Here is a 13,916-nt window from a genome sequence, read left to right on the forward strand (position 1 = left end):
CCGTGACGTCCTGGATCGCGCCCCTCGCCCCGCAGCCCGTCCGTGCGACCGTCGACCTCCCGGGGTCGAAGTCGATCACCAATCGCGCCCTGATCCTGGCCGCGCTCGCGGACGGACCGTCGACGGTGACCGGCGCTCTGCGCAGCCGTGACACCGATCTGATGATCGATGCGCTGCGCACCCTGGGTGCCGTCGTGGAGTCCCCCGACGACGACGGGACGACGGTGCGGGTCACCCCCGGACCCGGCCGCGGCGGCGACGTGGACTGCGGGCTGGCCGGCACCGTCATGCGCTTCGTTCCCCCCGTGGCCGCGCTGGCCACGGGTCGCTCGCGCTTCGACGGCGACGAGCACGCCCGCTCGCGCCCGCAGCAGACCATTCTCGACGCGCTCCGCGCCCTCGGTGTTCCCGTGAGCGGGGACCGGTTGCCGTTCGTCGTCGACGGCACGGGCCGGGTCCGCGGGGGCACGGTCCGACTGGACGCGTCCGGGTCGTCCCAGTTCGTGTCGGGGCTCCTGCTCTCGGCGGCGCGGTTCGACGAGGGCCTCGTCGTCGAGCACGTCGGTCCCCCGGTGCCGTCGATGCCTCACATCGACATGACGGTGGAGATGCTGCGCGAGAGCGGGATCGAGGTGGAGACTCCCGAGGACTCGGGCGTTCCGAACCGGTGGCGCGTGCATCCCGGCGCCGTGGCTCCGGTAGACCGTGTCGTGGAACCGGACCTGTCCAACGCGACCCCGTTCCTCGCCGCGGCGGCCGTCACGGGCGGTGAGGTGACCGTGCCCCGGTGGCCTGCCCGGACGACGCAGCCCGGTGACGCGTTCCGCGACATCCTCACGTCGATGGGGGCCGAGGTGTTGCTCACTGCCGAGTCGCTCACGGCGCGGGGGCCCGAGAAGCTCGAGGGCGTCGACGTGGACCTGCACGACATCGGCGAGCTGACCCCCACGGTCGCGGCGATGGCGGCCCTGGCCGGGTCCCCCTCGCGCCTGCGCGGGATCGCCCATCTGCGCGGGCACGAGACGGATCGGCTCGCCGCACTCACGGCGGAACTCGGTGCTCTGGGCTGCGGTGTCGAGGAGACCGAGGACGGCCTGATCATCGAGCCGGCGCCGCTGCGCGGCGGACCCTGGCGGGCGTACGCCGACCATCGCATGGCCACGGCGGGCGCCGTGATCGGTCTGGTCGTCCCGAGCGTCGAGGTCGACGACATCGACTCCACCGCCAAGACGCTGCCGGGGTTCGCGACCCTCTGGAGCGCCATGCTGGCCGGAGGTGGTGCACGCTGATCCGGCGGGTGTACGACGAGTCGGACGTCCGCGTCCGGCCGGGCAAGGGCACGCGCCCACGAACGAAGACCCGGCCCACCCACGCCGACGCCTCGGACGCGATGGTGGTGTCGGTGGATCGCGGCCGGTGGGGCTGCGTGATCGACAATGATCCCGAGCGCCTCGTGGTCGCCATGCGAGCGCGCGAGCTGGGCCGGACCCCGATCGTCGTCGGTGACGCGGTGGGCATCGTCGGCGACGTCTCGGGACGCGTCGACGCCCTGGCCCGCATCGTCCGCGTGGACGAACGACGAACGGTGCTGCGGCGCACCGCCGACGACACGGATCCGTACGAGCGTGTCGTGGTGGCCAACGCGGACCAGCTGCTGATCGTGGTGGCGTTGGCCGACCCGCCACCCCGCTCGGGCTTCGTCGAGCGCGCGATGGTGGCAGCGTTCGTGGGTGGTCTCCGACCCGTGCTGTGTCTGACGAAGGACGACTTGGCGTCGTCCGACGAGTTCGCCGCCGTCTTCGCCGACCTCGACGTGCCGGTGGTGCTGGTGGGCCGGGACCGTCCGCTGGACGAGCTCCTGGCGATGATCACCGGGAAGTCGTCCGCGCTGATCGGCCACTCGGGGGTGGGCAAGTCGACCCTGGTGAACCGGCTGGTGCCGGAGGCACATCGCGCCGTCGGCATCGTCTCCGGCGTCGGCAAGGGACGGCACACGTCGACTCAGTCGGTGTCGCTGCATCTTCCGGGTGGAGGCTGGGTCATCGACACTCCCGGTATCCGGTCCTTCGGGCTGGCCCACATCTCGCCGGAGGATGTCGTCGCGGCGTTCTCGGACCTCGCCGTCACCATCGAGGACTGCCCGCGCGGCTGCACACACCTCGGGCCGCCGGCCGACCCGGAGTGCGCTCTGGACACCCTGACAGGACAGCAGGCGAACCGCGTCGCCGCGGTTCGCCTGCTGTTGGTGGCCGTGATGTCGAACGACTCCTACTGACGGAGCTCCGACCGATCGATCAGCGCGAGAGCAGCTTTCGCAGTCCCGTGCCGCGCTTGGATTCCTTGATCGCGGTCAGCAGACCGGCACGGCGCCCGGTGACCGGATCGACGGTGGACGTGACCTGGCCGCCGAACTTGCGCTCGGATGCCGTCTCCGGTGCGTCGTCCGCCGTGGCCTTGAGGTACTTGTCGGGGAGCGACAGCTTCGCGATGGTGCGCCAGGACTTGCCGTACTGGGCGAGGAAAGGCCCTGTGGTGTAAGGCAGGTCGTACTTCTCGCACAGTTCGCGGACCCGCACACTGATCGCGGCGAGCCGGTTGCTCGGCAGATCGGGGAACACGTGGTGCTCGATCTGGTAGCAGAGGTTGCCCGACATGAAGGCGAGGGTCGGTCCGGCGTGGAAGTTGGCGCTGCCCAACATCTGTCGGAGGTACCACTGCCCCTGCGTCTCGTCCTGGAGGTCGTGGCGCGTGAACTTCTCCGCACCGTCCGGGAAGTGACCACAGAAGATGACGGCGTTCGTCCAGATGTTACGGATGACGTTCGCCATGATGTTGGCGGTCAACGTCTTCCGGTAGGACGCGGCGGGCGACAGCGACGTGATGGCCGGCGTGATCGCATAGTCCTTCAGCATCTGGCGGCCGACCTTGTCGCCGACCTCCTTCAGCTTGCGTCGCGTCTCCTCCTTGGGCACACGGCCTTTCACGGCCTTGCCCAGCTCGAGATGCTGTACCGCCACGCCGTACTCGAACAGGAGCATCAGCAGCGTGTTGTACACGAGGTTGCCGGCATTGAACGGGACCCACTTGCGGTCACGCGTGACGCGGATGAGGCCGTAGCCCACGTCGTCGTCCATGCCCAGCACGTTGGTGTACTTGTGATGGATGTAGTTGTGGGTCTGCTTCCAGTGCTCGGACGGACCGGTGTTGTCCCATTCCCACGAGGTGGAATGGATCTCCGGGTCGTTCATCCAGTCCCACTGGCCGTGCATGACGTTGTGGCCGAGCTCCATGTTCTCGACGATCTTCGAGACACCGAGCATCGCGCTACCGGCCCACCACGCGGCGCGGTGGTTGCTGGCGAGCATCGTGGTGCGGCCGAGGGCCTCGAGGGAGCGCTGGAAACGGATGGTGTTGCGGATGTACCGCGCATCCTTCTCGCCGCGCGACTCTTCGATCTCCCGACGCAACGCGTCGAGTTCATGGCCCAGCGCCTCGACGTCGGCCTCGGTGAGGTGGGCATATTCCTTGACGTCGGAAATCGCCATGTGGTCACTCCTCGGCAGGTGGTCGATGCCCGTGTGGGCCTGACCGTGGTTACTCTACCGGAAGTTACGCACCCGTAGGTTACGCCGTCGTATCTGTGACCCGCTTCACTGCCTGACGCGCCTCGAGCCGCGCCTCGTGCAGGGCCGACCGCAGTCCGCGCTTGCGACCGGTGATCGGATCGAACCGCACCCGGTCCACGACGGAGGAGCCGGAGCTCTGGAAACGGCGCTCCGAACTGGTCTCCGGCGCGTCGTCCGACGTGCGACGAAGCAGCTGGTCGGGCAGCGACAGCTTGAAGATGGTGCGCAGCGCCTTCCAGTACTGGGTCGCCAGGTTGCCGGTGGTGTACGGCAGGTCGTACTTGTCGCACAGGGCGCGCACCCGGACGGCCACCTCGGCGTACCGGTTGCTCGGCAGGTCCGGGAACAGGTGATGCTCGATCTGGTAGCAGAGGTTGCCGCTCATGAACGCCATCGTGGGGCCGGCCGTGAAGTTGGCGCTGCCGAGCATCTGCCGGAGGTACCACTCCTCGTGGGTCTCCGTCTCGAACTGGCCCATCGTGAACTTCTCGGCGCCGTCCGGGAAGTGACCGCAGAAGATCACGGCGTACGCCCACAGGTTCCGCACCACGTTGGCGGTGAGGTTCGCCCCGAGTGCACGACGCCACGCCGGACCCGCGAGCAGCGGGAAGAGCACGAAATCCTTGCCGACCTGCGACGCGACCTTCCGAGCGAACTCCTTGTTCGGCTCCGAGAGCAGCTGCGTCGCGGGAACACCAGCCTCGAGCTTCGCCGCGTCCAGGTCGTGCAGAGCGATGCCCCACTCGAACGTCAGTGCCAGCACCAGGTTGCCCAGGGGCTGCACCAGGTTGCGTGGCCGCCACTTCTCGTCGCGGGTCATCCGGAGGATCCCGAAGCCCACGTCGTGGTCCATGCCGACGATGTTGGTGTACGTGTGATGCGAGTAGTTGTGCGCACGCTTCCAGTGCGCGGACGGACCGGTCTGGTCCCACTCCCACGAGGTGGAGTGGATCTCCGGATCGTTCATCCAGTCCCACTGACCGTGAGAGACGTTGTGGCCCAACTCCATGTTCTCGATGATCTTGCTGGCCGCCAGCAGACCTGCGCCCACCAGCGCGGCCGAGCGCCAGCGGGAACCCATGATCGCGAGCCGTCCGCCGACCTCGAGCGCGCGCTGCAGCGCGATGGTGCGGCGGATGTACTCCGCGTCCTTGCGTCCTCGGGTGTCCTCGACGTCCCGACGGATGGCATCGAGTTCACGACCGAGGGACTCGATGTCCTCGTCGGTCAGATGTGCGAACTCCAAGATGTCCGTGATGGCCATGCTGGTCTACTCCCCGGATCGCGGTATGCCGTTCCTCGCACCGATTCGGTATCGGCGGGCAGGCCTTTCCGAGAATAGCGGACGAGCCTGTGCGCAGGGTGTGTGTGCGATCACCCCTGCGGCGCGACCCGGGGCCGACGGAGTCAGAGTTCGAGCGTGCAGTCCCCGGCAGCCGCGGAGATGCACGTCTGGATCCGCTCGCCGTGCGCATGCTCCTTGCCCGAGCGCAGATCTCGGACGTGACCGTCGGTCAGCGGCACCACGCACGTCTGGCAGATACCCATGCGGCAGCCGAAAGGCATTCGCACACCGGCCTTCTCACCGGCCTCCAACAACGTGGTGGCGCCGTCCACCGCCACCGTGCGGTCGGAGACGGAGAACGTGACCGTGCCGCCGTCGCTCGGCGCGCCGGTGCGCACGATCTCGAAACGCTCGGTGTGCAGGTTCTCCGAGATGCCTGCCTCCCGCCACACCCTCTCGATGTCGTCGAGCATCGCCGCCGGACCGCACGCCCACGTCTGACGCTCGCGCCAGTCCGGGTAGTGCTCGTCGAGCGAGCCCAGATCGAACTTGCCGTCCGAGCGGGTGTGCTGCACGTGGGACACGACCGAGTCGTACTTCGCGTCGAGCGCCGCCAACTCCGAGGCGAACATCACGTCGTCCGCCGTGGGAGCCGAGTGCACGTGCACCACGTCGGGCATGTGGCCGCGCGAGTCGAGACTGCGCAGCATGCCGATCACCGGTGTGATGCCGCTGCCGGCCGTGACGAACAGGATCTTGGCGGGCGGCGGCTCCGGAAGGGCGAAGTTCCCCTTCGGCGCGGCGAGCCGCACGATCGTGCCCGACGGCACACCGCCGACGAGATGCGAGGACAGGAACCCTTCCGGCATCGCCTTGACGGCGATGGAGATCTGCTTGTCCTTCCAGTCGGGCGGCGACGTCAGGGAGTACGACCGCCAGTGCCACCGACCGTCGACGTGGAGGCCGATGCCGATGTACTGCCCCGGCCGGTAGTCGAAGTCGAAGCCCCATCCGGGCTTGATGACGATGGTCGCGGCGTCGCCGGTCACCTTCTCGATCCGCACGATGCGGCCGCGCAACTCGCGCGCGGACCACAGCGGATTGGCCAGGTGCAGGTAGTCGTCGGGAATCAACGGCGTGGTGATGCGCGCGAACGCACCGCGCACCACGTTCAGCGACGGCCGCCGCGGGGACGACACACTCGCGGCCGGGGCTTCGAGCCAGTCCTTGATTCCCATGTCACATCTCCTCGGTCGAGCGGCCACCACGGACGCAGTCGACGACTGCGACGAAACAGGGCGGTGTCAGAGCGGTTCCGGTGTCAGAGCAGTTCCGGTGTCAGAGCAGTTCCAGGAGAAACGGTATCTCCTGCGGTGCGTACCAGGCGAGTTCGTGATCCTCGACGTCGCCCAGCACGAACTCGGCGTCGGGATCCCCCAGGTCGGCCGCGTCCACCGCGGCGACAGCGGCGCTCACGGCGGACTCGGCCGCCGCGAGATCGACGTGGACCGCCGCCACCTCCGTCAGGGAGAGCGGCGCCGGCAGGCGGACCACGGCGTCGTCGAGATCGGGACGCAGGGTCACCGGATCGACGTCGGCGGCGATGACGACGCGGCGGAAGCTCGGAGTGGCGTCGGCGACCTCGTCGGCGTCCCCGTCATCGTCGGAGTCGAGTTCCGGCTCACCGCCGATCAGCCGCAGCGATGCCCGCGCGGCCTCCCGCAGCGCGACGTCGGCCAACTCGTCGTCGTCACCGGAGACGTACGCCTCCCGCAACGTCGGCGTCACGGCGAAGGCCGTCCGACTGATCGGCGAGAACTCACCCTCGTCCACCAGTGTCTGCAACATCCGCATGGTCGCCGGAACGAACACCCTCACCTGCGCCTCATTCCCTCACCGTCGTCAGCGGACGTTCTTGTCGTCGCGCGCCGCGTCGACCAGTTCCTCGAGTGCCTCGTGCAGCAACGTGGTGATCACGTCGATGTCCGGCATCGCTGCCCGGTCCGCGTTCACACCGTAGTAGACGTTGCCGTCGTACGACGTCAGGCCGATGCTGAGCGCCTGATTGCGCACGAGCGGCGGCACCGGATACATCTCGAGCATGCGTGCACCGCCCGCGTAGAGCGGGAACTGGGGGCCGGGGGCGTTGGTGACGATGATGTTGAACATGCGCTGCGACAGGCTCGACCCGACGCGCGCACCCATCGCGTGCAGCGTGGCCGGCGCGAACCCGGACAGCGTGATGAGGGTCGACGCCGTCACACCGCGACTCTGTCCCAGGTGAGCCTCCGTCGCGTGCGACACGTGGGACAACCGCACCACGGCGTTCGGTTCGCCCACGGGCAGATCGATGAGGAAGGACTCGACCTCGTTGGGCGGCACGTCGCCCTCGTCGCCCGTCCCCGTGGCGGCCGCGTGCACCGACAGGGGCACCATCGCGCGCACCGTCGTGTACGGGCCGATGGGCTCACCGCGCGAGAGCAACCAGTTCCGCAGAGCACCGGACACGACCGTGAGCACGACGTCGTTGACCGTCCCCCCGAACTTCGACCGCACCATCCGGTAGTCGTCGAGATCGGTCTTGGCCACCGAGTACCGGCGGTTGCGGGAGATGGTCGTGTTCAGTGGACTCGTCGGTGCCGTCTGCGCCGCGGTGCGGACCACCGCCGCGAACTTGCCCACGGCGCGTACCGCCTCGCCGGCGGCGCGGGTGACGTCACCGACGGCTCCGCGCACCGCCTCCACGCCCTCCCCCGGCCGCGACACCATCTCGGCGAGCGCCCGGGCGACGAGCGCCTTCTCCGACGGTTCCCGCGCGGGCATCCACAGTTCCTCGGCCATCGGAGTCGGAGCCTTGGTGGCGTCCAGGATGACCTGACTGATCTCGAGCGCCTTGTCGCCGTCCACGATCGACGAGTGCGACTTGGTGAAGATCGCGAACCGGTTCCGTGCCAGACCCTCGACCAGGTACATCTCCCACAGCGGACGCGTGCGATCGAGAGGGCGTGAGGTGAGTCGCGCGACCAGGTCGTGCAGCTGTTCGGTGGATCCCGGCTTGGGCAGCGCGGAACGCCGGATGTGGTACGTGATGTCGAAGTCGCGGTCGTCGACCCACACGGGGCGAGCCAGGCCGAAGGCCACCTCGCGCACCTTCTGGCGATAGCGCGGAACGAGAGCGAGCCGGCTCTCGACGAGGGTGAGCAGTTCGTCGTAACTGAAGCCCCCGCGCGGGAGCCGGAAGATGGCGAGCGACCCCACGTGCATGGGAGTCGTACTGGCCTCCAGGAAGTAGAAGGACGCGTCCTGAGTGGTGAGTCTGGTGGCCAACGCGCGAATCCCCTCGGTCGAGTGTGACGGGTCCCAGTCTCGCACGACAGATGAGACCGACCACGCTCACGATCGTCCTCGTGGTCCGCGCCGTGTCGGTTCCCCGTCGTCCTCGTCGGATTTCACCGACCCTGACGGGCTGCGGTGTGACGACGCCCCGCGTCTGCCTCGACGGGCCGGAACCGCGTCCGTGCGTGCAACACTCGCCGCACACCGGCCGTGGCCGCACAGGTACGAGCATGGAGGGGAACGCATGACATCGGAGGTCGTTCACGTGGCGCGGTTGCCGAGATCCGAGCCACCCGAGGTCGGCGCGACTCCCACGCGTGCACGCCCGACGACCCGGTCCGCGGGCCGAGCGCTCTCGTCGCCGCGCCCCGGCCCGCACTCGGGACGATCGACCTCGCGACCGACCCGGCCCGTCGTCGGACCGTCGGAGGCCGACGCGCGCACCGCCGCCGCGGCGCGGCACGTCGCCGATCGCGTCCTGCGTCTGACGCTCGAGGTGGTGGACCGTCGCCGACCCGCGGCGTCCCTGCGCGCGGTGCTGTCACCGGCCATGGTCGGAATGGCGACAGCCCTGTCGACGGCGGCCGTGCCGGGCCGAACACTCGGTGTCGCCGTCGTCCGGACCGTGCACGTGCGCGCGGCCGGTCCGGTGCCCGACGGCGCCGGGCACGGCGACGTCGAGGTCTTCGGCACCTACTCGCGTGGTGACCGCGTGTTCGCCGTCGCGGCACGACTGACGGCACGGCGCAACACCACCGGTCCGGCCTGGGTGCTCACGAGCCTGCGCCTGTCCTGAGGCGGCGGTCGCCACCCCCGGACGACCAGATTCACTTGCGTCGCTTGGCCTTCGGTGCGCGCTTGACCGGCTTGACCCCGGCCCGAGCCGCCTCGCGGCGCTCGCGTCGGGTGCCGGAGCTCGACTCGCCCGTCGGCGACCCCGACCCGGCGCGGCGGACCGAGGTGCCGCCCGTCTCGTCGGGACCGGAGTACGTCAGGCGACCGGTCGACTCGTCGTCCAGCCCCTTGGCGCGCAGCGCGGCAGGTGCGGCGGGCCGCGGTTCGGGCGCCGATTCCGGCGTGGGTTCGGGTCGACGCTGCGCCGGCGCCGCGGGGGCGGCCTGCGCTGCGGGGGCGGCCTGCGCTGCCGGCGCCGGTCGGGCTGCGACGGGCGACTGCAGTCCCGCGCCCACCTGCAGGCCCGCGGAGGCCGCGGGGCTCGGCGCCGCCGCCTCGACCTGCAGGTTGAAGAGGAACCCGACGGACTCCTCCTTCAACCCGTCGAGCATGCCGGTGAACATGTCGTAGCCCTCGCGCTGGTACTCGACGAGGGGATCGCGCTGCGCCATCGCGCGCAGACCGATGCCCTCTTTGAGGTAGTCCATCTCGTAGAGGTGCTCACGCCACTTGCGGTCGAGCACGGACAGCAGCACCCGTCGTTCGAGCTCGCGCATACCGCCCTCGCCCGCGATCTCGTTGATCTCCGCCTCACGCGTGGCGTAGGCCGCGCGGGCGTCCTCGAGCAGCGCCTCGCGCAGGTCGTCCCGCGACAGGTCGCCCTTCTCGCCGAACTCGTTCTCCGCTGCGAGGTCGGTGTGCTGCACGCCCACCGGGTAGAGCGTCTTCAGCGCGGTCCACAGCTGTTCGAGGTCCCAGTCCTCGACGTAGCCCTCCGAGGTGGCGCCGTCGACGTACGCGGTGACCACGTCGGTGATCATCTGCTCGACCTGGCCCTCCATGTCCTCTCCGCGGAGGATGCGGCGACGCTCCTCGTAGATGACGGTGCGCTGCTGGTTCATCACCTCGTCGTACTTGAGGACGTTCTTGCGGATCTCGAAGTTCTGCTGCTCGACCTGCGTCTGCGCGCTCTTGATGGCCTTGGAGACCATCTTGGCCTCGATCGGGACGTCGTCCGGGAGGTTGAGTCGCGTCATGATCGACTCGAGAGCGGCACCGTTGAATCGGCGCATCAGCTCGTCGCCGAGCGACAGGTAGAACCGGCTCTCCCCCGGGTCACCCTGACGACCCGAGCGTCCTCGCAACTGGTTGTCGATACGGCGCGAGTCGTGCCGCTCGGTACCGAGGACGTAGAGACCGCCCGCGTCGCGGACCTTGTCCGCGTCCTCGCGGACCTGGTCCTTGACCTTCTCCAGCGTGGGCTCCCACGCCGCCTCGTACTCCTCCGGCGACTCGACGGGATCGAGCCCCTGCCCGCGCAGCGCGAGGTCCGCGATGATGTCCGGGTTGCCGCCGAGCACCACGTCGGTTCCTCGACCCGCCATGTTGGTGGCCACCGTCACCGCGCCGGACCGGCCGGCCTCGGCGATGATGGTCGCCTCCTGCTCGTGGAACTTGGCGTTGAGCACGTTGTGCGCGACACCGCGCTTGGTGAACTGCTTGGACAGGTACTCCGAGCGCTCGACACTGGTGGTACCGATCAGAACCGGCTGACCCTTCTCGTGCCGCTCGACGACGTCGTCGACGACGGCACTGAACTTGGCTTCCTCGCTCTTGTAGATGAGGTCGCCGTTGTCCACACGCACCATCGGGCGGTTGGTGGGAATGGGGATGACACCGAGCGAGTACGTCTGGTGCAGCTCGGCCGCCTCGGTCTCGGCGGTACCGGTCATACCGGAGAGCTTGTCGTACAGACGGAAGTAGTTCTGCAGCGTGATCGTGGCGAGGGTCTGGTTCTCGGCCTTGATCTCCACCTTCTCCTTGGCCTCGATGGCCTGGTGCATGCCTTCGTTGTAGCGGCGCCCCACCAGGATGCGGCCGGTGAACTCGTCGACGATGATGACGTCGCCGTCTCGGACGATGTAGTCCTTGTCGCGCTGGTAGAGCTCCTTCGCCTTGATGGCGTTGTTCAGGTAGCTCACCAGCGGCGAGTTGGCGGCCTCGTACAGGTTGTCGATGCCCAGCTGGTCCTCGACGAACTCGACACCCGCCTCGTGCACACCCACCGTGCGCTTCTTGATGTCCACCTCGTAGTGGACGTCCTTCTTCATCATGGGGGCGATGCGGGCGAACTCGGGGTACCACTTCGACGACGCGTCCGCGGGGCCCGAGATGATCAGCGGGGTACGGGCCTCGTCGATGAGGATCGAGTCCACCTCGTCCACCACGGCGAAGTTGTGTCCGCGCTGGACCAGGTCGTCCAGCGAGTGCGTCATGTTGTCGCGGAGGTAGTCGAAACCGAACTCGTTGTTGGTGCCGTACGTGATGTCGGCCGCGTAGGCGGCACGCCGCTCGGCGGGCGTCATGCCCGAGAGGATCACGTCCACGCTCAGTCCGAGGAAGCGGTGAACGCGGCCCATCCACTCCGAGTCACGCTTGGCCAGGTAGTCGTTGACCGTGACGACGTGGACGCCGTCACCGGACAGCGCGTTCAGGTACGCCGGGAGGACGCAGGTGAGGGTCTTGCCCTCACCGGTCTTCATCTCGGCGACGTTGCCGAAGTGCAGCGCGGCACCGCCCATGACCTGGACGTCGAAGTGGCGCTGGGACAGCACCCGCTTGGACGCCTCGCGGGCGACCGCGAACGCCTCGGGCAGCAGTTCGTCGAGGCTCTCGCCGTCCTGGTGCCGCTTCGTGAACTCGTCGGTCTTCGCACGCAGTTCGGCGTCCGACAGGGACTCGACGTCCGGCGACAGGGACGACACGTGGTCGGCGATGTGCTTCAGCCGCTTGACCATGCGACCTTCACCGACACGGAGCAACTTGGACAACGACAACGTCGGCACGGGCTATTCGTCCTCAATATCGGGTACGTGGGGCGTGAACCGAGCCCGTCCACACGGGGGGCGCAGTTCGATGCGAAGAGACCTCGTCGGTCTCCCGGCGGAACCATCGTAGGCGTCGAGCCTGACAGCGCGCTGTGAGGCACACCGGATGTTCCGCGCACGACACCGGGCGCCCGCCGGAGCGGACGCCCGATGTGGTCGGCGCGGCGGTGCGAGCGTCAGGACAGACGCAGCAGTCCGTAGTCGAACGCGTGGCGGCGATAGACGACCGACGGCCGGTCGGACTCCTTGTCGTGGAACAGGAAGAAGTCGTGGCCCACGAGCTCCATCTCGTACAGGGCGTCGTCGACGGTCATCGGCACGGCCGGGTGTTCCTTGACGCGCACCACGGTGCCCGGGCCCTCGGTGGCGTGGTCGTCGACGGCGGGCGCCTCCTCGACGGGGGCAGTGACGGCCTCCTCGACGAGCGCGGCGGTCGCCTCGGCCACCGACACGGGCCGCTTCTCCCCGTAGTGGACCTTGCGGCGGTCCTTCGTCCGTCGGAGACGGCTCTCGAGCTTGGTGGTCGCCGACTCGAGGGCGGCGTAGAAACTGTCCGCGCAGGCCTCGGCACGCGCGACGGGCCCCTTGCCCCGCACGGTGATCTCGACTCGCTGGCAACTCTTGGACTGACGACGGTTGCGTTCGTGGAACAGCTCGACGTCGAACAGATGGATGGTGGGATCGAAGCGCTCGAGGCGAGCGAGCTTCTCGGAGACGTACAGGCGGAAGTGGTCGGGTATCTCGACGTTGCGACCCTTGACCACGACCTCGGCGGCGGGTTCGGCGCTCGAGCTGTCGTCGGCCGGGACGGCACTGGGTGCATCGTCGAAGTAGACGGAATCCGCAGTGGTGTCGGTCGAGTCGAGGGCGGTGGAGTCGTTCTGCTCCGGACCATGGGCGTGAGCTTCGCGGGGATGCGCGTGCACCCGGTGGGTGCTCGTGTGTGCAGTCGTCACTGGTGACGTTGTCGTCATACGTACCTCCCGATAGAGGCCGCGCCGAGATCGCTTCTGGCGCAGCGGAAGAACGGTGACACCGGAGCGCGGACCGCCCGGCGCCTTCGGTGGTGAGGCATCACCTCCAGACCCGGTAGCGAGGATCGATCGTGGCCCTGACCGTAGTCGCTCCCCGGGTGGTCTGCCACTGTTCACGGGATATTCACGGGACCTTTTCAGGCTCCCTTTCCGGCACCGGGACAGGCACTGCGACGTCAGCGCACGGCGGCGAGAACGAGCACCGCGTCGACACCGACACCGGACCGTCGCAGTGCCGCCACCGACTCCGCGGCGGTGGTTCCGGTGGTCACCACGTCGTCGACGAGCAGCACCGGTCCGCGACCGATCGCGGCGATGCCCCCGCTCCGGACACGGACCCGCCCCCGCAGGTTGTCCGCACGCTCGTCGGCGGTGAGACCGACGGAGTCACGCACCTGCGCGTCCACCCGCAGCACCGACACGACGCGCACGTCCTCCGGTGCGAGCACCCGCGCGACACGGCGGCAGGTACGCAGGATCGGATCACCACCGCGCGCCCGTGCCGCGCGGCGTCGGGACGGGGCCGGGACCAGCACGAGGGGCGACAGCTCGGGTGGATCGATCTCCCCGGCGTCGCGCAGGCGCGTCACGGCGGCGGCGAGGGCGACCCCGAGCGGTGCCGCGAGATCCCGTCGACCGCGTTCCTTCATCGCCAGGATCGACGCACGGTGCGGGCCGGCGTACGGGCCGAGCGCCCAGCACGGCACCCCGGGATCGACACGCGGCCGCACCGACCCCGGCGCCGCGTCGAGCGCGCAGGCGCAGGCGGGGCACCACGAGGCGTCGACACGGGCGCAGCCGCCGCACTCGCGGGGCAGGATGAGGTCCAGCAGGGTCGTCGGCACCGGGACAC

11 protein-coding genes are annotated in these 13,916 nt (G+C 69.0%); 3 read left to right on the top strand and 8 right to left on the bottom strand.

The features are described 5' to 3' along the window. The first annotated feature begins 2 nt into the window (after positions 1-2). Positions 3-1,289 carry a 3-phosphoshikimate 1-carboxyvinyltransferase gene (gene aroA, locus HQ306_RS00755; RefSeq protein ID WP_308115499.1) on the top strand — a complete coding sequence of 429 codons (1,287 nt, stop codon included), beginning with the start codon at positions 3-5 and terminating at the stop codon, positions 1,287-1,289. Positions 1,290-1,297: 8 nt separating this feature from the next. Continuing rightward, positions 1,298-2,275 (top strand): ribosome small subunit-dependent GTPase A, encoded by a 978-nt coding sequence (gene rsgA / locus HQ306_RS00760; RefSeq protein ID WP_155957112.1) that lies wholly within the window; start codon positions 1,298-1,300, stop codon positions 2,273-2,275. Positions 2,276-2,294: 19 nt separating this feature from the next. On the opposite strand, the gene HQ306_RS00765 is transcribed toward rsgA, so the two are convergent. From HQ306_RS00765 to HQ306_RS00785, 5 genes are all read right to left on the bottom strand, one after another. Then, entirely contained in the window at positions 2,295-3,545 is a 1,251-nt protein-coding gene (locus tag HQ306_RS00765; RefSeq protein ID WP_056447802.1) for a fatty acid desaturase, read from the bottom strand. A gap of 79 nt (positions 3,546-3,624) precedes the next feature. After that, entirely contained in the window at positions 3,625-4,890 is a 1,266-nt protein-coding gene (locus HQ306_RS00770) for a fatty acid desaturase (RefSeq protein WP_222627113.1), read from the bottom strand. Between the two features lie 143 nt (positions 4,891-5,033). Next, on the bottom strand, positions 5,034-6,149 hold the full coding sequence (locus HQ306_RS00775) for a ferredoxin reductase (RefSeq protein ID WP_027506861.1): 1,116 nt from the start codon (positions 6,147-6,149) through the stop codon (positions 5,034-5,036). A gap of 100 nt (positions 6,150-6,249) precedes the next feature. After that, complete coding sequence (locus HQ306_RS00780) at positions 6,250-6,765, bottom strand: hypothetical protein (protein ID WP_197027843.1); 516 nt, start codon at positions 6,763-6,765, stop codon at positions 6,250-6,252. A gap of 48 nt (positions 6,766-6,813) precedes the next feature. After that, entirely contained in the window at positions 6,814-8,238 is a 1,425-nt protein-coding gene (locus HQ306_RS00785) for a wax ester/triacylglycerol synthase family O-acyltransferase (protein WP_222627115.1), read from the bottom strand. Positions 8,239-8,491: 253 nt separating this feature from the next. Here HQ306_RS00785 and HQ306_RS00790 point away from each other — a divergent pair, with 253 nt between their 5' ends. Further along, positions 8,492-9,043, top strand: a complete 552-nt coding sequence (locus HQ306_RS00790) for an Rv3235 family protein (RefSeq protein WP_051613604.1) — start codon at positions 8,492-8,494, stop codon at positions 9,041-9,043. 31 nt (positions 9,044-9,074) lie between these two features. On the opposite strand, the gene secA is transcribed toward HQ306_RS00790, so the two are convergent. From secA to HQ306_RS00805, 3 genes are all read right to left on the bottom strand, one after another. Further along, positions 9,075-11,987, bottom strand: coding sequence for a preprotein translocase subunit SecA (gene secA, locus HQ306_RS00795; protein ID WP_056447791.1), 2,913 nt, complete (start codon positions 11,985-11,987; stop codon positions 9,075-9,077). Between the two features lie 218 nt (positions 11,988-12,205). Beyond that, a complete protein-coding gene (gene hpf / locus HQ306_RS00800; RefSeq protein ID WP_027506865.1) occupies positions 12,206-12,793 on the bottom strand; it encodes a ribosome hibernation-promoting factor, HPF/YfiA family in 588 nt (195 codons plus the stop codon). A 446-nt stretch (positions 12,794-13,239) separates the two neighbouring features. Continuing rightward, positions 13,240-13,908 (bottom strand): ComF family protein, encoded by a 669-nt coding sequence (locus HQ306_RS00805; RefSeq protein ID WP_056447788.1) that lies wholly within the window; start codon positions 13,906-13,908, stop codon positions 13,240-13,242. Positions 13,909-13,916: the final 8 nt, after the last annotated feature.

This window comes from Rhodococcus sp. BP-160 (genome assembly GCF_019836205.1).
Taxonomy (GTDB): Bacteria; Actinomycetota; Actinomycetes; order Mycobacteriales; family Mycobacteriaceae; genus Rhodococcoides.